The organism is Photobacterium sp. WH24, from assembly GCF_019204055.1.
Taxonomy (GTDB): Bacteria; Pseudomonadota; Gammaproteobacteria; order Enterobacterales; family Vibrionaceae; genus Photobacterium; species Photobacterium arenosum.
This window is the reverse complement of the sequence record NZ_JAGSOZ010000021.1, coordinates 15,475-37,184: the sequence shown is the minus strand read 5'-3', so window position 1 is coordinate 37,184 and position 21,710 is coordinate 15,475. Positions and strand designations below refer to the sequence as shown.

The 21,710-nt window shown below is 52.4% G+C and carries 21 protein-coding genes; 7 read left to right on the top strand and 14 right to left on the bottom strand.

The window, feature by feature from the left end; translation table 11 throughout:
• Positions 1–55: 55 nt before the first annotated feature.
• Together KCG43_RS19000 and KCG43_RS18995 are read right to left on the bottom strand one after the other, a co-directional pair.
• A complete protein-coding gene (locus tag KCG43_RS19000; protein WP_218386876.1) occupies positions 56–460 on the bottom strand; it encodes a DUF3597 domain-containing protein in 405 nt (134 codons plus the stop codon).
• Positions 461–664: 204 nt separating this feature from the next.
• Positions 665–2,236, bottom strand: a complete 1,572-nt coding sequence (locus tag KCG43_RS18995; protein WP_218386873.1) for a S8 family peptidase — start codon at positions 2,234–2,236, stop codon at positions 665–667.
• 522 nt (positions 2,237–2,758) lie between these two features.
• On the opposite strand from KCG43_RS18995, the gene KCG43_RS18990 reads away from it, so the two are divergent.
• The 4 genes from KCG43_RS18990 (at position 2,759) to KCG43_RS18975 (ending at position 5,407) form a co-directional block, all read left to right on the top strand.
• Entirely contained in the window at positions 2,759–3,652 is an 894-nt protein-coding gene (locus tag KCG43_RS18990; RefSeq protein WP_192017368.1) for a neutral zinc metallopeptidase, read from the top strand.
• Positions 3,653–4,000: 348 nt separating this feature from the next.
• The gene (zur, locus tag KCG43_RS18985; protein WP_192017367.1) at positions 4,001–4,447 is read left to right on the top strand and encodes a zinc uptake transcriptional repressor Zur; all 447 of its coding nucleotides are present in this window, start codon (positions 4,001–4,003) and stop codon (positions 4,445–4,447) included.
• A 36-nt stretch (positions 4,448–4,483) separates the two neighbouring features.
• Positions 4,484–4,948 (top strand): chemotaxis protein CheX, encoded by a 465-nt coding sequence (locus KCG43_RS18980; protein WP_027254037.1) that lies wholly within the window; start codon positions 4,484–4,486, stop codon positions 4,946–4,948.
• A 249-nt stretch (positions 4,949–5,197) separates the two neighbouring features.
• Positions 5,198–5,407 (top strand): cold-shock protein, encoded by a 210-nt coding sequence (locus tag KCG43_RS18975; RefSeq protein WP_027254038.1) that lies wholly within the window; start codon positions 5,198–5,200, stop codon positions 5,405–5,407.
• A 71-nt stretch (positions 5,408–5,478) separates the two neighbouring features.
• Here the strand turns inward: KCG43_RS18975 and pgi are convergent, their stop codons facing one another.
• Both pgi and KCG43_RS18965 read right to left on the bottom strand, forming a co-directional pair.
• Positions 5,479–7,131, bottom strand: a complete 1,653-nt coding sequence (gene pgi, locus KCG43_RS18970; protein ID WP_218386871.1) for a glucose-6-phosphate isomerase — start codon at positions 7,129–7,131, stop codon at positions 5,479–5,481.
• A 376-nt stretch (positions 7,132–7,507) separates the two neighbouring features.
• The gene (locus KCG43_RS18965; protein ID WP_192017365.1) at positions 7,508–7,993 is read right to left on the bottom strand and encodes a MarR family winged helix-turn-helix transcriptional regulator; all 486 of its coding nucleotides are present in this window, start codon (positions 7,991–7,993) and stop codon (positions 7,508–7,510) included.
• Between the two features lie 159 nt (positions 7,994–8,152).
• Between KCG43_RS18965 and KCG43_RS18960 the strand changes: the two genes are divergently transcribed.
• Complete coding sequence (locus tag KCG43_RS18960) at positions 8,153–8,749, top strand: NADPH-dependent FMN reductase (protein WP_192017364.1); 597 nt, start codon at positions 8,153–8,155, stop codon at positions 8,747–8,749.
• A 48-nt stretch (positions 8,750–8,797) separates the two neighbouring features.
• Here the strand turns inward: KCG43_RS18960 and KCG43_RS18955 are convergent, their stop codons facing one another.
• On the bottom strand, positions 8,798–9,883 hold the full coding sequence (locus tag KCG43_RS18955) for a GNAT family N-acetyltransferase/peptidase C39 family protein (protein WP_192017363.1): 1,086 nt from the start codon (positions 9,881–9,883) through the stop codon (positions 8,798–8,800).
• 75 nt (positions 9,884–9,958) lie between these two features.
• Between KCG43_RS18955 and KCG43_RS18950 the strand changes: the two genes are divergently transcribed.
• Positions 9,959–11,425, top strand: coding sequence for a RimK family protein (locus tag KCG43_RS18950; protein ID WP_192017362.1), 1,467 nt, complete (start codon positions 9,959–9,961; stop codon positions 11,423–11,425).
• Between the two features lie 122 nt (positions 11,426–11,547).
• Here KCG43_RS18950 and KCG43_RS18945 read toward each other — a convergent pair whose 3' ends face one another.
• From KCG43_RS18945 to KCG43_RS18935, 3 genes are read right to left on the bottom strand one after another with little or no spacing between them, the layout of a single operon-like run.
• On the bottom strand, positions 11,548–12,897 hold the full coding sequence (locus tag KCG43_RS18945; protein ID WP_218386868.1) for a BamA/TamA family outer membrane protein: 1,350 nt from the start codon (positions 12,895–12,897) through the stop codon (positions 11,548–11,550).
• Between the two features lie 16 nt (positions 12,898–12,913).
• The gene (gene alr, locus KCG43_RS18940) at positions 12,914–13,993 is read right to left on the bottom strand and encodes an alanine racemase (RefSeq protein WP_192017360.1); all 1,080 of its coding nucleotides are present in this window, start codon (positions 13,991–13,993) and stop codon (positions 12,914–12,916) included.
• Positions 13,994–14,018: 25 nt separating this feature from the next.
• Complete coding sequence (locus tag KCG43_RS18935) at positions 14,019–15,419, bottom strand: replicative DNA helicase (RefSeq protein ID WP_120513586.1); 1,401 nt, start codon at positions 15,417–15,419, stop codon at positions 14,019–14,021.
• Between the two features lie 255 nt (positions 15,420–15,674).
• Between KCG43_RS18935 and KCG43_RS18930 the strand changes: the two genes are divergently transcribed.
• Positions 15,675–16,442 carry a YdiY family protein gene (locus KCG43_RS18930; protein WP_303459495.1) on the top strand — a complete coding sequence of 256 codons (768 nt, stop codon included), beginning with the start codon at positions 15,675–15,677 and terminating at the stop codon, positions 16,440–16,442.
• 118 nt (positions 16,443–16,560) lie between these two features.
• Here the strand turns inward: KCG43_RS18930 and rplI are convergent, their stop codons facing one another.
• The 6 genes from rplI to rnr form a co-directional block, all read right to left on the bottom strand.
• Entirely contained in the window at positions 16,561–17,013 is a 453-nt protein-coding gene (gene rplI, locus KCG43_RS18925) for a 50S ribosomal protein L9 (RefSeq protein WP_192017359.1), read from the bottom strand.
• Positions 17,014–17,049: 36 nt separating this feature from the next.
• A complete protein-coding gene (gene rpsR / locus KCG43_RS18920; protein WP_002539422.1) occupies positions 17,050–17,277 on the bottom strand; it encodes a 30S ribosomal protein S18 in 228 nt (75 codons plus the stop codon).
• A 16-nt stretch (positions 17,278–17,293) separates the two neighbouring features.
• Positions 17,294–17,596 carry a primosomal replication protein N gene (gene priB / locus KCG43_RS18915; protein ID WP_027254047.1) on the bottom strand — a complete coding sequence of 101 codons (303 nt, stop codon included), beginning with the start codon at positions 17,594–17,596 and terminating at the stop codon, positions 17,294–17,296.
• A gap of 7 nt (positions 17,597–17,603) precedes the next feature.
• Complete coding sequence (gene rpsF / locus KCG43_RS18910; protein ID WP_192017358.1) at positions 17,604–17,993, bottom strand: 30S ribosomal protein S6; 390 nt, start codon at positions 17,991–17,993, stop codon at positions 17,604–17,606.
• A gap of 230 nt (positions 17,994–18,223) precedes the next feature.
• A complete protein-coding gene (gene rlmB, locus KCG43_RS18905) occupies positions 18,224–18,961 on the bottom strand; it encodes a 23S rRNA (guanosine(2251)-2'-O)-methyltransferase RlmB (RefSeq protein ID WP_192017357.1) in 738 nt (245 codons plus the stop codon).
• Positions 18,961–21,504 (bottom strand): ribonuclease R, encoded by a 2,544-nt coding sequence (gene rnr / locus KCG43_RS18900; protein ID WP_218386866.1) that lies wholly within the window; start codon positions 21,502–21,504, stop codon positions 18,961–18,963. Before rnr ends, rlmB begins: the two co-directional genes overlap by 1 nt.
• Positions 21,505–21,710 lie beyond the last annotated feature (206 nt).

Here is a 21,710-nt window from a genome sequence, read left to right as displayed (position 1 = left end):
CTTCTCTAATTACACACCTGACAGCCTCTACGCCATTCAGTCAGGAAATTTGTATTTACAGCAATTCATCCGGCACGTCACCGCCGTTGTCGGCCAGTTTCTGTAGCACGGTTTTATGCAGCCACATATTCATTTGGGCGGAGTCGGCCATTTTGTCTGCGGGGCAGCCCAGTTCAGTCGCCAGTTCTTTGCGGGCTGACAGGCTGCTGTCGAGACCCAGCAGTTTCAGCAGATCGACAATAGAGGTTTTCCAGTTCAGTGCTTCCGGATGGTCAGCCGCCATAGCTTCCAGTTTGGCAACCACATCGACAGTTTCCATGGCCGGAGCGGCTGGCTCAGCCGGAGACGCGGGTGCAGGCGTTTCATCGGGGGCAAATGTGACGTTGGAAGATGGCGTTGGTGTCTGGGGTGATTTTTTTCCAAAGCCAAGCTTGTTGAGAATATCGTTGAACAAACCCATTGCGGCTCCTTAACCGGTGTTGGCCGGATTGCGAATGACAGGCAAAACAGAGCGGCAGAAGTGCTCGCTCAGCTTCATTAAAGCTAGTCGGGTTATCCGGTGCAGAGCGTCGCATTTCAACGACTGAATAAGGGTTAACAAAAAAACGCCCTGAACTGTCCTTGTCCGGGGCGCGGCAGTCATCAATTTATCGGCGATAACGATTCAGAAGCTAGCCTGCAGCGACAGGCTGCCATAGGTGTTATAGCCATTCAGCATGATGTGATAGCGACCAGACTGAGTGGGGGTGATAGAGCAGGTTTCGCTGTTACCCGCACGGTAAGGCCGGCAATCCCAGCTGGATTTGGTGGCTTTCTGCCCGAGGCGAACATACAGATCGGCATCCCCCGTTCCACCATAGGTACGGACAGTTAAGGTACGCCCTGCCGGCACATCAATGTAGTAATGCTGCTCACTACCGGACGTCCCGTTCAGGCCACTTTGCACTTTACCGTTTTCCAGTTTGCCGTCTGACGGTGTACCCGGATCGCCGCCGCCATTATCTGTACCGCTGTAAGCCAGCAGATTAAGGCTATTGCGTGAATCACTCACTTTACCTGTAGTGCCGCGCTGGGCCAGTAACTGACTGACCTGAGAAGGGGTCAGGTTCGGATACTCATCGAGATACAGCGCAGCGACCCCGGCAACGTGCGGTGTGGCCATCGAGGTTCCGCTGATGGTTTTGTAGCTGCCGTCATACCAGGCGGAGGTAATGGAGGATCCCGGCGCAAAAATGTCGACACAGCTGCCCCAGTTAGAAAAGCTGGAACGCTGATCAGAACTGGTTGTCGAGCCGACAGTGATACCATTTGCCACCCTGGCGGGTGAGACATTGCAAGCATCCTGATTCTCATTTCCCGCTGCCAGCATAAAGCTGACGCCTGAATTCACCGCGCTGTTGATGGCGCTGTCCAGTGCGGTCGAAATACCGCCGCCCAGGCTCATATTCGCCACAGAAGGACCAGTGGCATTCTGCTTCACCCAGTCAACACCGGCAATCACCCCTGATGTGGTGCCCGAGCCATTACAGCTCAGTACCCGCACCCCGACCAGGCTGACGTTCTTCGCCACACCGTAGCGCGTACCGCCAATGGTGCCGGCAACATGCGTACCGTGACCATTACAGTCGGTGGCATTGCTGTCGTTATCGACGAAATCGTAGCCGGAACGGGCACGACCGCCGAACTCGGCATGGGTGGTGGTGACACCGGTATCAATGACGTACGCCGTCACGCCTGCGCCGTTATATTGAGTGACAAAATTACCGTCCAGCGGCAGGTTGCGCTGATCCACACGATCCAAGCCCCAGGTGGCATTGGTCTGCTGGGCATCAAAAGCTTCCGGGAAAACCGGATCAAGTGAAATCCGCTGATCCTGCTCTATGTAGTCAACCTGATTGTCCTGACGAAGTGTATTGAGTTGCTCTGCCGTCAGCTCAGCGACAAAGCCGCTCAGGGCAGAATCAAACACCCTTTCAGCAGTCACAGCATGAAGTGTACTGATAGACTCGACAGTACGAGCCACAAACTCGACACGCGCGGCGATATCATTGGCGATATACGCCGGTTCTTTTAACACCACAATATACTGATTGGCGACGGCCTTCTCAGGTGCCGCGGTGATCAGCCTGGCCTGTGACTCCGAACTTACTGCAAACTGCGAGTCTTCAGCCTGAATGGCAGCACTGGCTAATACCAGCGCAGACGTGATACAGCAACCTAGCATTGTCTTAAACATTGTTAGTCCTTTTTTATGTTTGTCCGTTACTTGGAATTGCCTACCCCTCACATCAGGCACAGTTAAAATCTATACGCAACTACGCCCTTATACATAAGATGAAAACACCAAATTTTATTAATGAAACAGAGAGATGCGTGGTTACATACAAGTTGAGACTCATAGCAAGGCATAAGTAACCTGCTGTTTTTATATCGCTATCTGGCCACTATGATGGGCTTAACCTGATAACTGAAGGATGTAAACAAATCCGAACAGGTAAAAAACCTGCTGATCACTTCTTATATTTCATCAAGTTAAAATCATCACAATAAAAATCAGTCATAAGATTGCAGAGACCAGGCTTTACAGCAGACCAAAATGCTGATTTTTCACGGATTTGCAAAGCAGAAGATCTCGGCTAACTGAAAAGCGTGTTGTGCTGCTGAATGAAAATGCCTCCCGTCTCAGGGTGTAACAGGAAAAAAGGGCACTTTTCGTTCAGACTTGTTGAGAACCTCTTCACGACTCAGGGGAAAACCTATGCGCTGGCGCAAGACCAAACAAAGTACCAACATTGATGACAGACGCGGTCAGGGGCCAGCTCACTCCGGGATGGCGGTCGCTGGATTACTGCGTTTTCTCCCTTTCCTGCTCAAAACCAAAGTAGGTAAACTTATTCTGGTTGTCGGCGGGATATACCTGGCTTATCAGTATTTTACCGGTGGATCCGGAATGATGGACGTTCAGCCCGGTTCCGGGGCGATGCAGCAACAGGAAGGCGCACAAACCGGTGGCTTACCGGCCAGTGACGAAGAGGCTCAGTTTGTCGCGGCGATTCTGGGCACCACAGAAACCGTGTGGAGCAAGCTGTTCGACGGCCAGTATCCCGAACCACAGCTGGTGCTGTACAACAATATCACCCAGACAGGCTGTGGCATGGGTCAGGCACAGTCCGGGCCATTTTATTGTCCTGCCGACAGCAAGGTTTATCTGGATCTCAGCTTTATGGATGAGCTGAAAAAACTGGGGGCGCCCGGTGATTTTGCTTTTGCCTATGTGATAGCACACGAGGTGGGTCATCATGTGCAAAACGTGCTGGGCACCAACAAGCAGGTCGCTCAAATGCAACAGCAGGCCAGCGAAACCGATGCCAATCGCTTAAGCGTGATGCTTGAGCTACAGGCCGACTGCTATGCCGGTGTCTGGGGCTACTATGTTCACAATGACATGCAGTTACTGGAGCCCGGCGATATTGAAGAAGGGCTGAAAGCCGCCAGTTCCGTGGGTGACGACAGGCTGCAGGAAATGGCAGGTCAGGCCGTACAGCCAGATGCCTTTACTCACGGTACCTCTGAGCAGCGGGCAAGCTGGTTTCGCAAAGGGTTCGAATCCGGCAATCCCAAAGATTGTGACACTTTCCAGAATCTGCAATAGCTCTTATCCGGGGCCAGAGCGACGTTGGCCCTGAAAAGATCACCCGGCCCTTTAAGTCCTGCTTGCCATTTAGTGGTTTCTGCATACACTTTGCCTCGCATTGTTCAGGACAACAGCAATGGCAGATGACTGCCGGCGCTGAAAGCACCATGTCCTGAATAGGCGGCATTTTTTGACTTACAAACCAGTCAATGAATCAATCGTTCATACCGTCAGCGACTTAACCGCTGATGCGAATGTGATCAGTTACACGAAAATTTTGTCCATCCGTAATGGATTATGTCTCTCAGAGCTAGGTTTTTGAAATGCTATGATAGACTATGACGCTAGTCGCTTTTTTGAGGAAGTATGGCAAATCATATGCAACTGCTGAATCAGGCCCAAACACTCTGTGATCAACGTGGAGTCCGGCTGACCCCGCAACGCCAGAAAGTACTGGAGCTGATTGTTGAACGCCAAAGTTCAATCAGCGCCTACGAGCTGCTTGATTTGCTTCGGGAAACTGAACCTCAGGCCAAGCCTCCCACTGTGTACCGCGCACTCGACTTTCTGCTGGCCCAGGGCTTTGTCCATAAAGTCGAGTCGACAAACAGTTATATCGCCTGCAATCTGTTGGACCATGCCTCTCATTGTTCACAGCTATTAATTTGCGATGAATGCAGTCATGTGGAGGAATGTCACGACGATGAATTGGCTAAAATGCTAAAACTAAAGGCACAACAACAGGGCTTTCAGATTTCTCACCATGTGGTTGAAAGCCACGGTGTGTGCCAAGCATGCCAACATAAGAAGTAGTCCGTTTCTGAACAACAACAAGGCAATCCAGATCCTATGCGAGCAGAATTTGTAAACCCGTTTCTGGCCTCTCTGCTGAATGTGCTCAAGACCATGGCGTCAATGGAGCTGGCCCCGCAAAAACCTCTGCTGAAAAAAGATGAAGTCGCCCGAGGTGATGTATCTGGCCTGATTGGTATGATTGGTCCGCAGACCAGAGGCTCGATGTCCATTACCTTTGATGAAGGCCTCGCGCTGGAAATTATGCAGCGCATGCTGGGCGAGCGGCCAAATGGCATCAATGATGAAGTCACCGATATGGTTGGCGAGATCACCAATATGGTCACAGGTGGTGCTAAACGTATTCTGTCTGAAAAAGGCTATGACTTTGAAATGGCCACCCCCGCAGTTGTGTCAGGCCGCGGCCACACCATCACGCACAAAAGTGAAGGGGCGATCATCATCATGCCGTTTGAATCTGAATACGGCAAAGCCTTCATCGAAATCAGCTTCGACCGCTAACGCTTTCAAACACCACTTCTTTTTCTGCAGGCCAGTGCAAACTGGCCTGACCTATTGCCGTGACTATGCTTAACCCTTTCACTCTTTTTGCATAAATAACGCATAAATCATTGCCCCGCATTCCGGTTACGATCTAGACTGGAAATGCTATTTAGGTATCTACTCACCTATAAAGATACCTGTTAATAGCATTCGTGTTGCCTGCCTTCGGGTAACGCAAGGAATAGATTACAAAGGAAAGATCGTCAAATGAGCAAACTGACAGGAACCGTTAAATGGTTCAACGATGATAAAGGTTTTGGTTTTATCTCTGCTGCTGATGGCAAAGATGTATTTGTTCACTTCAGCGCCATTCAGGCTCAGGGACGTCGTACCCTGAGAGAAGGCCAAAACGTTGAGTTTATCGTTACTGACGGCCAGAAAGGCCCACAAGCCAGCGAAGTGGTCGCCCTGTCTTAACCGTAAGGCATACCGCAACTAAGAAAAACGCCGCAAAAGCGGCGTTTTATCATTTCAGGCTTTCGTCAAGATTACTGACGCCATTGCTTAAAGGTATTGATCAGGCCATTGGTCGAGCTGTCATGGCTGCTCACCGCTGCGTTGTCCGCCAGCTCCGGCAGGATCTGATTGGCCAGCTGTTTACCCAGCTCAACGCCCCACTGATCGAAGCTGTAGATATTCCAAATCACGCCCTGGGTGAAGATCTTATGCTCATACATCGCGATCAGCGCACCCAAGGTATACGGGGTCACTTGCTTAACCAGAATGGAGTTGGTCGGACGGTTACCTTCGAACACTTTAAAAGGCGCCAGCTCTGCGGCTTCCTCCGGCGTTTTACCTGCCGCGGTGAATTCCGCTTCCACCTGCTCGCGGGTTTTACCAAATGCCAGCGCTTCGGTCTGTGCAAAGAAATTTGCCATCAGTTTAGGGTGGTGATCACCCAACTGATTGTGGCTGATTGCCGGGGCAATAAAATCACACGGGATCAGCTTAGTGCCCTGATGGATCAACTGATAAAACGCATGCTGACCATTAGTGCCCGGTTCGCCCCAGATAATTGGTCCGGTCTGATAATCCACAGGATTACCGCCGCGGTCGACATACTTACCGTTCGATTCCATGTTGCCTTGCTGGAAGTAAGCCGCAAAACGGTGCATATACTGATCGTACGGTAAAATGGCTTCGGATTCGGCACCGAAGAAGTTGTTATACCACAGGCCAATCAGCGCCAGAATGACCGGAAGATTCTCGGTCAGCGGCGCTTGTGCAAAATGCTTATCCATCGCATGCGCACCGGCCAGCAGTTCTTCGAAACGCTCGTAACCCACAGCCAGGCAGATCGACAAACCAATCGCTGACCACAGTGAATAACGGCCGCCGACCCAGTCCCAGAATTCGAACATATTGTCGGTATCAATACCAAAGGCAGACACCGCACCGGCATTGGTCGACAGGGCGGCAAAGTGCTTCGCTACATGCGCTGGATCTTTGGCCTCAGCCAGGAACCAGTCACGCGCCGAGTGGGCGTTGGTCATGGTTTCCTGAGTGGTGAAGGTTTTTGACGCCACCAGGAACAGAGTCGTTTCCGGGTTCAGCCCCTTCAGGGTTTCAGCAATATGGGTGCCGTCTACATTAGAGACAAAATGCAGGTTGAGACGGGTTTTGTACGGCGCCAATGCTTCAGACACCATGTAAGGACCCAGATCAGAACCACCGATGCCGATATTGACCACATCTGTGATGGCTTTGCCTGTATACCCTTTCCAGTCACCGCCAATAATACGGTCGGAGAACTGCTGCATTTTCGCCAGCACGGCATTCACATGCGGCATTACATCTTCGCCGTCCACCAGCACTGGCGTATTGCTGCGGTTACGCAGCGCGACATGCAGTACGGCGCGGTCTTCGGTGCGGTTAATTTTTTCACCGTTGAACATAGACGCAATGGCGGTTTTCAGCTCGGTCTGTTCAGCCAGATCAAACAGCTTGGCCAGCGTTTCTTCAGTGATAAGGTTCTTTGAATAATCCAGCAGGATATCGTTGCCGAACGCCGCGGAAAACGTCTCGAAACGTGATGAGTCTTTAGCAAACAGCTCGCTGAGCTGAAGATCCTGTGCCTGTTCAAAATGGGCAGTCAGTGCCTGCCAGGCAGTTGTTTGCGTGGGGTTAATGTTTTTCAACATAATGACGTTCCTGATGTGTTATTTTTTCACTACAGCACAACTGGTGGTGCGGCAGTGAATGTCCAATTCAACGGCGTTTGCACAGCCAAACTGGCCATAAGCATGGCGATATTTTGGTAATTTTACAACTTATTGTTAATTATGCCGTCGCTACCGCCCTACCTGCCTTGCTCCAGGTCACGCTTTCGGTGAATCATGCATAGCCGCTAAACTATAGGAAATTATCCTGCAGTCCGAAAGAAACCAAGAGAGAAAATCGACAGAAAGCATGTAACTCAGTAGTACCAATCTGAACTTCGGTCTGATTCCTCTCACATTACTGATGAAATTGAACAACAGATTGTTGAATAAATCATAGCCCTATCTGGCTGAAGGATCAGGACTCATTGCTCAGTAGCCAGGCTCTCAGCAGCGCAGCCAGTTGCTGTCGCTGTTCTTGTGTCAGCGGATCAAGAATGGCTTTCTCATTAACGACATGCGCTTCAACAGCCTGGTCAATTAAAGCCCGGCCTTTCTCTGTCAGCGCCACACTGCAGCTTCGTCTGTCTTCGGGGCTGGCTATGCGTTCAATCAACCCGCGCTTGGCCAACTGCTCAATGCGGGTACTCATGGCACCGGATGACAGCATCAGGGTCTGGTAAAGTTCGGTCGGGGTCAGAGGGGTATTACAACGCCTCAATGTTGCCAGGATATCAAACTCAATCGCACTTAAATCATAGTTTTTAAACGTCTTATTTATTTTCTTGTCGATCAGTCTGCTCATGCGGCTTATGCGGCCAATCACGGCCATTGGCGAACAATCCAGATCAGGGCGTTGCTGTTGCCATTGTGTCAGTAACCTGTCTACATGATCGTGATGCATATAATTCTCTCAAACTATTTTTTTAAAAAGATACTTGAAAAAAAGATTTCTCAGGCGTACCTTTCATTACATATCTTTCATAAAAGATACTTACGTAAAAGTTTTAATCATTATAGCACTGAATCAGTCGGCAACCTCTCAGCGATAAGGAAAAGCATTATGAAACTCAGCATTATTTCAGGCAGTCATCGTGAACAATCTCACAGCGTGAAGGCGGCAGCCTATTTACAGGCACTGGCTCATGGCCAAGGGTTCGAGGAAGCAGAGATCATGGATTTAAGTACCCTTAATCTGCCGCTCTGGAACGAAGGGGTCTGGAGTGGCAGTGAGGAATGGAGTGGCTGGCGAGCACTCGCTGAAGAACTGAAAACATCGGACGCTGTGGTACTGATCACACCGGAATGGCATGGCATGGCAACCCCGGCCCTCAAAAACTTCCTGTTGCTGTGCACGTCGGCAGAACTGGGTCACAAACCCGTACTGCTGGCCAGTGTTTCCGCAAGCGTGAACGGTGTCTACCCTATCAGTGAGCTGCGCATGACAGGCAGTAAGAACAACCATGCGTGCTTCATTCCGGATCATTTGATCTTCCGCGACTGTGAGACTCTGCTGACAGCGGACAAGGCCGTCAGCGATGAGCGATTCGACGGCCGGGCGAGATATACCATCAAATCTCTGGCAGCCTACGCCAGAGCCTTAGCCCCGGTGCGAGAAGAACTGCAACAAGGGATGAAAGATTTCCCGTTCGGCATGTAGCAATCAGCATCATGTCCCTGACTGTGATGCCCCAGAGGACACGGCCCGCTAGGACTTGATCACCACACAGGCCGTCTGTTTCTGGCGGCCAAAGCCGAGGATCTGGCTCAGCCCGGCTTTATTGAGCGGAATATGGGCGCGATGGCTGCTGTCCGCCTTGTCTTCGGCGAAAGGGTCATGAAAGAAAAAGAACTGTTCGCTGACGCCGCTCAGCACAATCCAGTGTGGCTCTTTGCAGCCGTTGAAACGATAGGTGCTGATCAGCATCAGCAAACAGTACCCTTGCTTCAGCCAGTCTTCAATCTGACTAACCGCCGGCATGGCATCCACCACAGGCACACCGGCCTCATCCATCTGCTGACAAAAATCCTGATGGACCAGCTCGATAATGTCCTTTTTCCTGGGATCGCGAACACTGTCTATAAAAGGCGTTGACAGCGACTGAGCCCACAATTCCACTTTGCACCCGCGCCGGTTTGCCGCCAGTGCCAACCCGTGTCCGCTGCACCCACCGTGCCCCGAGGCCATGAAGATAGTGGTAGCCTCCCGCCACAGCTGCATCTCGGTCTGCCGGCTGGGCTGAAAAGCTGGGTCCAGATAAGACAGACTCATCATTAAGCAGGCCGGACCACAGGTGAATGGCGTGGTCTGCACATACAAAGGGAGTGGCAGCAGATGCTTAGCTTCCATAGGGCTCAGGCGTTTTTGCATCCTGACGCCATCGGCCAGATCATCGTAATAATGGATTAAAATTTTTAATGGTTTATAACCGCATTTTTCATAAAGATTTCGCGCCGCGAGATTGTCATTGCGCACTTCCAGCCTTAATGTATTGAAACCGTTTTCCAGTGCCGCCGCTTCACAGGCAGACAGTAACTGCTGAGCAATGTGCCTGCCTCGATAAACGGGATCGACGGCAAGGGAATACAACCGCGCCAGCTGGGTACCCCGGTGAAATAACACCAGCCCATAGCCAGCTATCCGGCCTTCATCTTCCGCGACAAACAGCACGCTCTGGGGTGATTTAATAAACCGCCGCATCTGACGGGGTGAAATTCGATCCCCATCAAAAAGCTGAGCCTCCAGAGCATTTAAACTATCTAGATCATAAAGCTGTGCAATACGGACTATCATGGACTTATTCACGCTTGAGTGGACTAGTTCGATTTAATCCCAAAATTAGCCGTAAGGCTATAGGTGAAGAAAAAGATGACAAAAGTCCTCATTATTACCGACAACGACAGTGACTGGCGGCAGTATTTTCCCTCTGACAGGGTTGTCACTGTCGACACATATTTGCAGCAGGGCGCGTTTTGTGAAAACAAAGCCACTCAGGTCATAAACCTGTGTCGCGACTACGGTTACATGAGCAGCGGTTATTACTGCTCGCTGATGGCTGAAGCCCGCGGGCACAGGGTCATTCCCCGTGTGATGACGATTAATGACTTATCTCAGCCCTTCCTGTTGTCGGTACCGTCAGACCAGCTGGAAAAAGCCTTTGCGCACCAGTTGCAGTCGTCTGGGGATCAGCTCGAAGAAAAAATTTATTTTGGTCAGTCCAAAGTGCCCGGCTTTGAAAAAATGGCGCGCCGCCTGTTCGAGCACTTTATGGTGCCTGTGATTAAGGTCATTATCCGCCGCTCCGATTCGCACTGGCAGGTAGAGCAGATCACGCCGTTCCCGTTTCAGGATTTGACGGATCCTGAACAGGATTTGTTTGCCGATGCACTGGAACGTTTTTCTAACAAGGTATGGCGCTCACCCAAGCCCAGCAAGAATGCACGCTACGATCTGGCGCTGCTGGTCGATCCATACGAAAAGATGCCGCCGTCAGACAGTGCGGCACTGCACAATTTCAAGAAAGCCGCCAAGCGTCTGGGCATGCGGCTGCAGGCCATTACGCCGGATGACCTGTCGCGGCTGGGCGAATTTGATGGCCTGTTCATTCGTGCCACCACCAATATCGGTAACTTCACTTACCGTTTTGCCAAAACGGCGGAGAAGCTGGGCCTGATCGTGATGGACGATCCGGAGTCGATCATGAAATGCACCAACAAGGTGTTTCTCACCGAATTGTTGCGGTTGCACAAAGTCCCGACCCCGAAAAGTGTGGTGCTGAAAAGCTTCGATCCTAACTGGCTCGAACAGGCCGAAAACGACATAGGTTTTCCTATGGTGCTCAAAGTGCCGGACGGTGCTTTTTCCGTCGGCGTGGTGAAAGTCAAAAGCCGGGAAGAGCTGCTGACCCAAATGGATACCCTGTTTGCGCGCAGTACGCTGATTCTGGCCCAGGAGTTTCTGCCGACAGATTTTGACTGGCGGATTGGTATCCTCAACCGTCAGCCGCTGTTTGCTTGTAAATACTATATGAGCCGCGGCCACTGGCAGATTTATCAGCACCATAACAGCGGCCGGGTGACCTCGGGCGGCTTTGAAACGCTGGATTTGAAGCAGGTGCCGAAGAACGTTATCGAGGTTGCTCTCAAAGCGGCCAACCAGATTGGCTCTGGTCTGTACGGCGTTGATCTGAAGGAAGTGAATGGCCAGGTGGTGGTGATAGAAGTGAACGACAACCCGAGTATCGATCATAAAGTCGAGGATGCTTTCCTTGGCGATCTGCTCTACGACCGGGTGATGACAGAGTTTCTGCGCCGTATTCAGCTGCGCGGCTTTTGAGTCTGCGCCCCAGTAACCCTCCCAGCCTCCCCCGACCAAAGGGGGAGGAACTGTACAGAATTTGCTGAAGCTCCGCTATTCCCTCCCCTTGGCAAGGAGGACGAACAGCTAAAGCACCGCTCTCAGAATGGCTGATTCACCATGACGTTGAAACTACTTTCCTCTTCACCCCATGCCATTTCAGCCCGTACCACCACCCCTTCTACCTGAAAGCGCACTGCGCCTCCGGCACTCCAGCGCATGTCCTGGTTCAGTTCAGCAAGATCAAACTCGTCAGCCACCCGCCCCAAATCGGTAAACAGCACCCATTGCCACCAGGGAACATCATACCAGTCAAACACCGGCCAGCCGCTCAGCGGTTGCCACTCGGGCATGACCCGGTATTCCATGCTGTAACTGAGCGCACTGCGATCAGAAAAACGCCCGCCGGGATAACTGCGCAGGCGAAACAGACCGCCAAGGCTGGCACGGGCAAACTCTGGCGGCCTGTGATAACGGGTTTGCCCCTGCACCTGCTCACTCTGATCCCAGCTCGGCACATCCGACAAATAGGCATTAAAGGCAATCACCTGCTGCTCAAACCAATCACCGCCCGGCCCTATGTCCCAGAACCAGCTCTGACTGAGCTCCCACTGCCACCAGCTTTCACGATCGCTGCTGCCGGGATCTGTGGTCACCGTCAGCAGGCTGTGCGATCCCTGGCTGGGGTTATGTTCGCTGTTGAGATTATCCCACTCCAGACGGGTTTCCAGCGCCCAGACCTCATCAGTATCGGCAAATTCCGTGTCCGGCAAAGGCGGGGAGTCGTGAAAGCGGCGGCTCTGGTAATAAGGGCGAAATTCAATGGACGTGATCCCGCTTTGCCACGGCGTACTGCCGGTCAGCGGGCGTTCCAGCGCCAGAGCAGCCAGAGGGTTGGCCGTTGCAGAGCCCAATGGAAAGATATAACGGGCAAACATCCGGTATCTGGCATCATAGGCATTGGCATTGAAGGCATCCAGGGCGCTTGAATCATTGCTGGCCGCCTCTCCGAGATAAAAATCGGTATGCTGAAAATCGGCGTTGTAGATCTCGGCACCTAACAGCCAGCGGCTGTCGTTGCTGAAGCGGAAGTTATCGCCGCGTATATAGGTCAGCCAGGTTCCCTTGTTCCCTTTCAGGCCGGCCCCGAACAGTGAGGCCTGTGGCTGAAAAGCGCCTTTGACCACTCCGGCCATGCCTAAAGCAAAACCGATGTTGTCGGTATAAAAAGCAAAGGGCACCACGGCATAATCTTTTGCCCAATTCAGTTCGCCCTCGTCATCATAACCGCCGGTATTGATCTTAATACCGTCATCAGAGGCACAGGCAACCGCAGGATAGCCCGCCCAAAGCAAGGCTGAAAACAACCAAGCCGTGGCATTGACCACGGCTTGTCTGGGATGGCGGATACTTGTACGGGATAATGCCCGGCGATATAAGGGTGTCAGCATAACAGTTTCTTCATTGTCAGCGGTACGCCATAGCCACACGCGATGTCAGCTTGGTGACCAGTTCGTACGCTATGGTACCAACATGATCGGCCACCACCTCGGCAGGTAATCCCTGTCCCCATAATACTGCTTCATCGCCCACCCGATCAGTGGCATCCGGCCCCAGATCGACCGTCAGCATATCCATAGAGACCCGGCCTGCAATCGGCACCCAGCGGCCGTTAATCAGTACAGGCGTACCGTTCGGCGCGGTGCGCGGATAGCCGTCGCCATAACCTATGGCCACCACGCCGACTTTGGTATCCCGCTCGCTGACCCAGGTGCCGCCATAACCGACCGCTTCCCCTTGCCTGAGTGTCCGCACCGCAATCACACTGGAGGTCAGTGTCATCACAGGTTGCATACCAAAGGCCTCGGCAGAGTGCGTCTTATCAGCAAACGGCGAAATGCCGTACATAATAATGCCGGGACGAATCCACTCCAGGTGGCTGTCCGGCCAGGCCAGAATACCCGCAGAATTGGCCAGAGAGCGCTCGCCACGGCAACCTTGCGTCAGGGACATAAAAGTTTGGATCTGACTGTCTGTCACCGGGCTGTCCAGCTCATCGGCACAGGCAAAGTGGCTCATATACCGCAGCGGCTGTGCCACATTCTGGCTGGCATGCAGGCGCTCGACAAAAGCCTGGAACTCTTCCGGACGCACGCCGAGACGATGCATGCCGCTGTCAATTTTGAGCCAGACTTTCACCGGCGTCTCCAGCACTGCCTGCTCCAGGGCTTCCAACTGCTCTATGGTGTGGACCACGGTCTGAATATTATTGGTCACCAGCACAGGTAAATCCGATGGCGAATAAAAGCCTTCCATCAGAAGAATCGGCTTTACCACGCCACAGGCGCGCAACGAGAGGGCTTCCTCTATCCTCGCGACGCCAAAACCGTCTGCATCCGGCAGCCCGGTAGCAACCTGCTCCAGACCGTGCCCGTAACCATTGGCCTTGACCATGGCGAGCAACTTGCAGCCGGGCGCCTGTTGTCTGATCAGACTCATGTTCTGGCGCAAAGCCCGGGTATCAATATAGGCGGTAGCTGCTTTCATTTATTGTCCTGCTGCTGGGTTAACGCTAATACTCATCATCAAAAGCCGGGCCGGCATAGTTATCAAAGCGGGAAAACTGGCCCTGGAAAGTCAGGCGCACGCTACCGATGGGACCATTACGCTGCTTACCTATGATGATTTCTGCAATGCCTTTCAGTGCACTGTCTTCGTGATATACCTCATCACGGTAGATGAACATGATCAAGTCCGCATCCTGCTCGATGGCACCGGATTCACGCAAGTCTGAGTTTACCGGACGCTTGTCGGCACGCTGCTCCAGCGAGCGGTTAAGCTGAGACAGCGCCACCACAGGCACATTCAGCTCTTTCGCCAGGGCTTTCAGCGAGCGGGAGATCTCGGCAATTTCCAGCGTACGGTTATCCTGCAAGCCAGGCACCCGCATCAGCTGAAGGTAGTCGACCATGATCATGCTAAGACCGCCATGTTCACGGGCAATACGGCGGGCACGAGAGCGGACATCTGTCGGGGTCAGGCCAGAACTGTCATCAATGTACATGTTCTTCTTTTCCATCAGTATACCCATGGTCGACGAAATACGCGCCCAGTCTTCATCATCCAGCTGTCCGGTACGGATCTTGGTCTGGTCTACCCGCGACAGCGACGCCAACATACGCATCATGATTTGTTCGGCGGGCATCTCCAGCGAGAAAATCAGCACAGGTTTTTCCTGCTCCATGGCTGCGTTTTCACACAGGTTCATCGCAAACGTCGTTTTACCCATAGACGGACGGGCTGCCACTATGATCAGATCCGATCCCTGCAGGCCAGCAGTTTTCTTATTCAGATCAGTAAAGCCGGTCGAGACCCCGGTGACACCATCCTGAGGCGACTGATACAGCAGTTCGATACGTTCCAGGGTTTTTTCCAGTATGGTATCGACATTTTGCGGGCCTTCATTTTCATTGGTACGCTGCTCGGCAATGGCAAACACTTTGCTCTCGGCCATATCGAGCAGATCGACGCTGGTTCTGCCCTGAGGATCATAACCGGCGTCGGCAATCTCGTTAGCGACCCCTATCATGTCACGGATCAGCGCACGCTCCCTGACAATCTCAGCATAGGCGGTAATATTGGCCGCAGACGGCGTGTTCTTGGCTAACTCGGCCAGGTAGGCAAAGCCACCGACATCATCAAGCTGATCATGCAGCTCAAGACGTTCTGACAGGGTGATCAGATCCAGCGGCTGGCCGGATTCCAGCAACCCGGCGGCAGACTCAAAAATCATCCGGTGCGGACGGCTGTAAAAATCACGCGCGACCACTTTTTCTGCAACGCTGTCCCAGCGCTCATTATCCAGCAACAGGCCGCCAAGCACTGACTGTTCTGCCTCCAGCGAATGAGGCGGCATTTTGAGCGCATCCATCTGACTGTCTTTGGGACGATTGGGTTTACTTTTCTCTGCCATAACCACTTGCACGTTTGACCTGAATCCGGCCTGTTAGTATACCTGAACATTCCTGCGAGCTGGCAGCCATCCAGACAAAAAAGACCCGGTAAAAGCTGCGCTGCCCAATCTTACGGCACTTCAGCAAAATTTATGTCTAATAGCGCAACATCCTGACGATCATCTGACATTATTCAGCTACACTGCGCCGCCTACACCTTTTCTGCACTTTTTTGTGCAAGCCGTCGTTTCTTGTGTCTGTAGTTGGGAGGGCACGTGGCAAATAAATGCATACTGCTTCCTGTGCTGACATCCGGCCTGCTCATGATGGCTGAGGCCAGTGCAGACGAAGTGCCAGAGCTCCCGCCGATCACCTCGCCCTGGTCCAGTGAACTGGAGCTGGGATACCAATCGCTTTCCGGCAACTCGAATACCAAATCGCTCAATACCCGGCTGGGGCTGACCTATGTCAAAGATCAGTTTCGTCAGCAGGTCGAAGCCAAATACCTGCTGGCAGAAGAAGACGGTGAGGAAGAAAAACGCAAAGGCCAGCTCGAATTACAGAGCGACTTCATCATTAATGAGCGGGCATATGTGCTGGGCAATACCAGCTATATCGACGATAAATACGGCCCCTATTTCAGGGATTTCACCCTGGCAACCGGTATCGGCTACCGGGTCATCCGGCTGGAAAACATGATGATGGAAATAGAAGCCGGGCCGGGTTACCGCCATCAGGAACCTAACATAGACGAAATTGACGATGACGACATCATAGTGCCTGAAACCGTCGATGAGCTGATCCTGCGTGGCAGTACCCGCTGGATCTGGAAACCGTCCAAAGATGTCGAGCTGAATATCCGGCTGACAGGCATAGCCGGTAACAGTAACAGCACGCTGGAAACCCAGGTGTCTCTCACCAGTGCTATCTCAGAACATATCGCTATCAAGCTCAGCAACACTCAGAAGTTCAACAGCTGGGTACCGGACGGCCTGCAAAAGCGCGACGGCACCATGACAATCAACCTGCTATTTCATTACTGATCAGCTTCATTACTGAGCAGCGTCATTACTAAGCTGCGCCATCCTGCCGACAGCCCTCTCTCCAGACATAAAAAAACCAGCCCTGAGGCTGGTTTTTTCGCAGAAGTGCAGGTGCTGATTACTCAGCAGCAACAACTTCCAGCTTAACTGTTGCAAATACGTCAGAGTGCAGCTGCAGGCTGATCTCATATTCGCCAGTTGTGCGCAGAGCACCTTCTGGCAGACGTACTTCGCTTTTCGCTACTTCAACGCCAGCAGCAGTTACTGCATCAGCGATATCACGAGTACCGATTGAACCGAACAGTTTGCCTTCGTCACCCGCTTTAGAAGCAATAACTACAGCTTCCAGAGCGTTAACTTTCTCAGCGCGAGCTTGAGCAGCAGTCAGTTGCTCTGCAACTTTTGCTTCCAGCTCAGCACGACGAGTTTCAAACATTTCAACGTTAGATTTGGTAGCCATAACTGCTTTACCCTGAGGGATCAGGAAGTTACGAGCATAACCAGCTTTAACGCTTACCTGATCACCAAGGCTGCCCAGGTTACCGATTTTATCAAGTAGAATAACTTGCATTATCTTGTCCTCTTAAACTTAATTAAACCGGGCCTATTACTGATGCTTGTCAGTATATGGCAGCAGAGCCAGGTAACGTGAACGCTTGATAGCGCGAGCCAGCTGACGCTGGTACTTAGCGCGAGTACCTGTGATACGGCTTGGTACGATTTTACCAGCTTCAGTGATGTAGTTTTTCAGAGTTGCTACATCTTTGTAGTCAATCTCTTGTACGCCTTCTGCAGTAAAACGGCAGAACTTACGACGACGGAAGAAACGTGCCATGGGCTTATCTCCTGAACTAAATTTTTTCAATATGATCGGCATGCAACACTAACTTACCTATGCCATTCCGGCCGGTTTGCCACGAGATAAATCCCCCGGCTTTAATGTTGCTTCCGACAGCTAAATCATGAGTGAGTAATTGCTGACCTTTACCGCTGACCACCACGTTGATGTAACAATACACCTGCCGTGTTAAGTCCGCTTCCACCTGGTTGGAACGATGCTCAAGCACAAAATGGCAATGAGGAACGCCCGCCGGGGACTGGCTTCGTTTGGGATGCTTGGCAACAGTGCCAGACAGCTCCAGACGATTGGTCATTCAATGATTACTCAGCGTCGGCCATTAGACCTTCAGATTGTGCATCTGCACGATCTTCACGACGTGGGGCACGCTCTTCTTTAGCCTTCATCATTGGAGATGGCTCAGTGATAGCGCCTTTAGTGCGCATGATCATGTTACGGATCACAGCATCGTTAAAGCGGAAGCTTGACTCCAGCTCGTCGACCACAGACTGCTCAGCTTCAACGTTCATCAGAACGTAGTGTGCTTTGTGCAGTTTGTTGATTGGGTAAGCCAGTTGACGACGACCCCAATCTTCCAGACGGTGGATTTGACCGCCAGAATCTTTGATAGCACCGGTGTAACGCTCGACCATGCCAGCAACTTGCTCGCTTTGATCAGGGTGCACCATAAATACGATTTCGTAATGACGCATGGGTTGCTCCTTACGGATTATTCAGCTTCCCTGTTCAGCTCGGTTATCCTGGGGAAGCAAGGAACGAAAAAATAAAACCGAGAATTTAGGCGCGAGATAGTACAGAATTACACCGCTCAGCGCAACTAAAAGAACAGCGATATCGCCCTGTCCTGGCGTTTATTTTCACCACAGACAGAAATGCCACCCGAGCGGATGGCATTTCATTTGATTTAGCAGGTATTTTTGTTTTAGTCCTGACGCTGGCGCACCGCTTCAAACAGGCAGATACCCGTTGCAACCGACACATTCAGGCTGGAGACAGTGCCCGCCATCGGGATCTTAATCAGATCATCACAGGTCTCGCGGGTCAGACGGCGCATCCCTTCCCCTTCCGCGCCCATCACTATGGCCAGTGGCCCGGTCAGTTTACTTTGATAGAGGTCATGAGTCGCTTCACCGGCGGTCCCCACAATCCAAATCCCTTTGTCCTGCAAGGCACGCATAGTGCGGGCCAGATTGGTCACCCGAATCAGCGGCACCACTTCAGCAGCGCCACAGGCCACTTTAGACGCGGTTGCGTTCAACTGGGCGGCCCTGTCTTTCGGCACGATAATCGCCACCACACCGGCGGCATCGGCATTTCGCAGACACGCGCCCAGGTTATGCGGATCGGTCACGCCATCCAGTATCAGCAACAGTGGATTGTCTTTACCTTCAAGCAGGTCATCCAGATCCTGTTCATTGTACTGTTTACCCGGTTTTACCCGCGCCACAATACCCTGATGGCTGCCGCCGTCGGCTTTATCGTCCAGAGCCTTACGGCCGGTCTGCTGGATAGTCACCCCTAATCGCTGCAATTCGTTCAGCAGCGGCAATACCCGCTCGTCCTGACGCCCTTTCAGCACAAAGACTTCAATGAAGCGTGCCGGGTCGGACCCCAGCACAGCGCTGACGGCATGAATGCCGAAAATCATATCATTACGCATTACTTAGTCTTCTTCGCCGCTCGTTCTTTCTTACCGGCCCGCGGCTTGCGCGCCTTGACCGATTTCTTTTTCGCCTTGTCTTTTTTCTTGGCTTTTTTGCCTTTCTTGTCGTCTTCGCTACCAGGCTTAGTTATCACACCGGCTTTCAGCTGCTGACGAACAGAAGTGCGCTCTTTCTTCGCTTCCGCTTTGTGCTCCTGCTGCGCTTCACCGTTTTCAACGCGGTACGCTTTCAGGTTCTGACGCTGCAAGCCTTCTGCTTTGCGCATCCGTTGCTGCTTCTCACGGGTTTGCGCGGTTTTACCTGGTCGGCGGGACTTTCTGCCACCGCCCACCAGTTCGAAATCAATCTGGCGGTCGTTGAGGTTAATCGCCGCGACTTTCACCTGGACAGTGTCACCCAGGCGGTAAATTTTGCCGGAGGCATCCCCCACCAGGCGCTGACCGATAGGATCGAACTGGTAGTAATCGTTATCAAGATTTGAGATGTGCACCAGGCCGTCAATATTAAGCTCATTGAGGCGGACAAAGAAGCCAAAGCCCGTCACATTGGCAATCACGCCTTCGAACTCATCACCGACATGGTCCTGCATGTATTCACATTTCAGCCAGTCAGCCACATCACGCGTGGCATCATCGGCACGACGCTCTGTCATTGAGCATTGCTCGCCCAGCACATCCATGTCGTCGAAGGAATAGTGGTAGCCGCCGGTCGGTGTCCAGCGATCTTTGTGAGTGCCGTTCTCTTTGGCAACCAGATATTTGATGGCACGATGCAGAGCCAAATCAGGATAACGGCGGATCGGCGAGGTAAAGTGCGCATACGAGTTGAGGGCCAGACCGAAGTGACCCAGGTTTTCCGCCTGATACACTGCCTGCTTCATGGAACGCAACAGCATGGTCTGGATCAGTTCTTTGTCCGGGCGATTCTGGATCGCCGCTGCCAGGTGAGCATAATCACTCGGGGCAGGCTCCAGGCCACCGGTCAGATTCAGGCCCAGCTCGCCGAGGAAATCCCGGAAACCTGTCAGGCGTTCTTCGCCCGGGGTATCATGCACCCGGTACAGCGCAGGCTCTTTGGCTTTTTCTACCAGCTTGGCAGAAGCCACATTGGCCATGATCATACATTCTTCGATGATCTTGTGGGCATCGTTACGCTCTGACGGCACAATGCGGTCAATCTTACGATCCGCATTGAAAATGAACTGGGTTTCCAGCGTTTCAAACTCAATAGCACCGCGCTGTTCACGCGCAAGTTTGAGCACTTTGTACATGCTGTACAGCTCTTCCAGGTGCGGAACCAGAGGCGCATAACGCTGGCGCAGATCCTCGTCCCCTTCCAGCATCTTGCTGACTTTAGTGTACGTCAGACGGGCATGAGAGTTCATCACAGCTTCGTAATGCCGGTAGCCGGACAGTTTGCCGGCCGCCGAAATAGTCATCTCACAGACCATGCACAGGCGATCAACCTGAGGGTTGAGCGAGCACAGGCCGTTCGACAGCACTTCAGGCAACATAGGGATCACCTGAGCCGGGAAGTAAACCGAGTTACCGCGGTTTATCGCTTCTTTATCCAGTGCGCTGTCAGGGCGCACATAGTAGCTGACATCGGCGATAGCCACCCATAAACGCCAGCCACCTGATTTTTTCTTTTCACAGAACACAGCGTCATCGAAGTCGCGGGCGTCTTCGCCGTCGATAGTCACCAGCGGCAAATCCCGCAGATCAACACGGCCTTTCTTGGCGTCTTCCGGCACGTCTTCTTTCAGTGTCGCGACCTGCTTCTCAACCTCTGCCGGCCAGACATGGGGAATATCGTAGGTACGCAGGGCAATTTCAATTTCCATGCCCGGTGCCATGTTCTCGCCCAACACTTCCACAATTTTACCGACAGCATTGTACTGACGGGTGGCGCGCTGGGTGATTTCCACCACCACTACGTTACCCATGCGGGCACCCTGACGCACTTCCTGAGGGATCACGATATCCTGCGAGATCCGTGAATCATCCGGTACGACAAAGCCCATACCGTCTTCAATAAAATAGCGACCGACAATCTGGCCGCTGTATTCCTGCAGCACACGGACAATCCGCCCTTCACGGCGGCCGCGTTTATCGACGCCAGCCACCTGAACCAGAACATAATCACCATGGATAACACCGCGCATCTGATGAGACGGCAACAGCAGGTCATCTTGACGGGCCATGCCGCTGCCTTCAGGGCGCACAAAGCCAAAGCCGTCTTTATGGCCAATGACATGGCCTTTAATCAAATCCAGCCTTTCCGGCAATGCGTAACACTGGCGGCGGGTGTACACCAGCTGGCCGTCGCGCTCCATGGCGCGTAATCGGCGGCGAAGGCCTTCATACTGGTCTTCGCCCTGCAATTTCAGCTCGGTAAACAGCTGATCGCGATTAACAGGTGTACTAAAGCCGCGAACCACTTCCAGAATGAATTCACGGCTTGGGATTGGGTTTTCGTAGTTTTGAGCTTCCCGCTCGCGGAAAGGATCGACGGGTAAATCAGTTGTACCTTTGGACATAAAATAATCCGTATTGGCAGCCAGATACCCTAAGTATATCCCTGCCATCAATAATTAGTTGGGAGCAGGTCAAATTCCGCTCCAATAAATGAAGATAATATCTGCGTGTGAATCAGTCGCTTACACGCTTTTTTTGTGAGCCTGCCTGTCACTGGCAGCTCAAGCAACGCGACAAGATAAATGCCGCTCAGATCACATTCTAAGCG

Bases quoted from the DNA above. Each gene is read 5' to 3' on its own strand.
- KCG43_RS19000 (WP_218386876.1), bottom strand. From the start codon at position 460: ATGGGTTTGTTCAACGATATTCTCAACAAGCTTGGCTTTGGAAAAAAA.
- KCG43_RS18995 (WP_218386873.1), bottom strand. From the start codon at position 2,236: ATGTTTAAGACAATGCTAGGTTGCTGTATCACGTCTGCGCTGGTATTA.
- KCG43_RS18990 (WP_192017368.1), top strand. From the start codon at position 2,759: ATGCGCTGGCGCAAGACCAAACAAAGTACCAACATTGATGACAGACGC.
- zur (WP_192017367.1), top strand. From the start codon at position 4,001: ATGGCAAATCATATGCAACTGCTGAATCAGGCCCAAACACTCTGTGAT.
- KCG43_RS18980 (WP_027254037.1), top strand. From the start codon at position 4,484: ATGCGAGCAGAATTTGTAAACCCGTTTCTGGCCTCTCTGCTGAATGTG.
- KCG43_RS18975 (WP_027254038.1), top strand. From the start codon at position 5,198: ATGAGCAAACTGACAGGAACCGTTAAATGGTTCAACGATGATAAAGGT.
- pgi (WP_218386871.1), bottom strand. From the start codon at position 7,131: ATGTTGAAAAACATTAACCCCACGCAAACAACTGCCTGGCAGGCACTG.
- KCG43_RS18965 (WP_192017365.1), bottom strand. From the start codon at position 7,993: ATGCATCACGATCATGTAGACAGGTTACTGACACAATGGCAACAGCAA.
- KCG43_RS18960 (WP_192017364.1), top strand. From the start codon at position 8,153: ATGAAACTCAGCATTATTTCAGGCAGTCATCGTGAACAATCTCACAGC.
- KCG43_RS18955 (WP_192017363.1), bottom strand. From the start codon at position 9,883: ATGATAGTCCGTATTGCACAGCTTTATGATCTAGATAGTTTAAATGCT.
- KCG43_RS18950 (WP_192017362.1), top strand. From the start codon at position 9,959: ATGACAAAAGTCCTCATTATTACCGACAACGACAGTGACTGGCGGCAG.
- KCG43_RS18945 (WP_218386868.1), bottom strand. From the start codon at position 12,897: ATGCTGACACCCTTATATCGCCGGGCATTATCCCGTACAAGTATCCGC.
- alr (WP_192017360.1), bottom strand. From the start codon at position 13,993: ATGAAAGCAGCTACCGCCTATATTGATACCCGGGCTTTGCGCCAGAAC.
- KCG43_RS18935 (WP_120513586.1), bottom strand. From the start codon at position 15,419: ATGGCAGAGAAAAGTAAACCCAATCGTCCCAAAGACAGTCAGATGGAT.
- rplI (WP_192017359.1), bottom strand. From the start codon at position 17,013: ATGCAAGTTATTCTACTTGATAAAATCGGTAACCTGGGCAGCCTTGGT.
- rpsR (WP_002539422.1), bottom strand. From the start codon at position 17,277: ATGGCACGTTTCTTCCGTCGTCGTAAGTTCTGCCGTTTTACTGCAGAA.
- priB (WP_027254047.1), bottom strand. From the start codon at position 17,596: ATGACCAATCGTCTGGAGCTGTCTGGCACTGTTGCCAAGCATCCCAAA.
- rpsF (WP_192017358.1), bottom strand. From the start codon at position 17,993: ATGCGTCATTACGAAATCGTATTTATGGTGCACCCTGATCAAAGCGAG.
- rlmB (WP_192017357.1), bottom strand. From the start codon at position 18,961: ATGCGTAATGATATGATTTTCGGCATTCATGCCGTCAGCGCTGTGCTG.
- rnr (WP_218386866.1), bottom strand. From the start codon at position 21,504: ATGTCCAAAGGTACAACTGATTTACCCGTCGATCCTTTCCGCGAGCGG.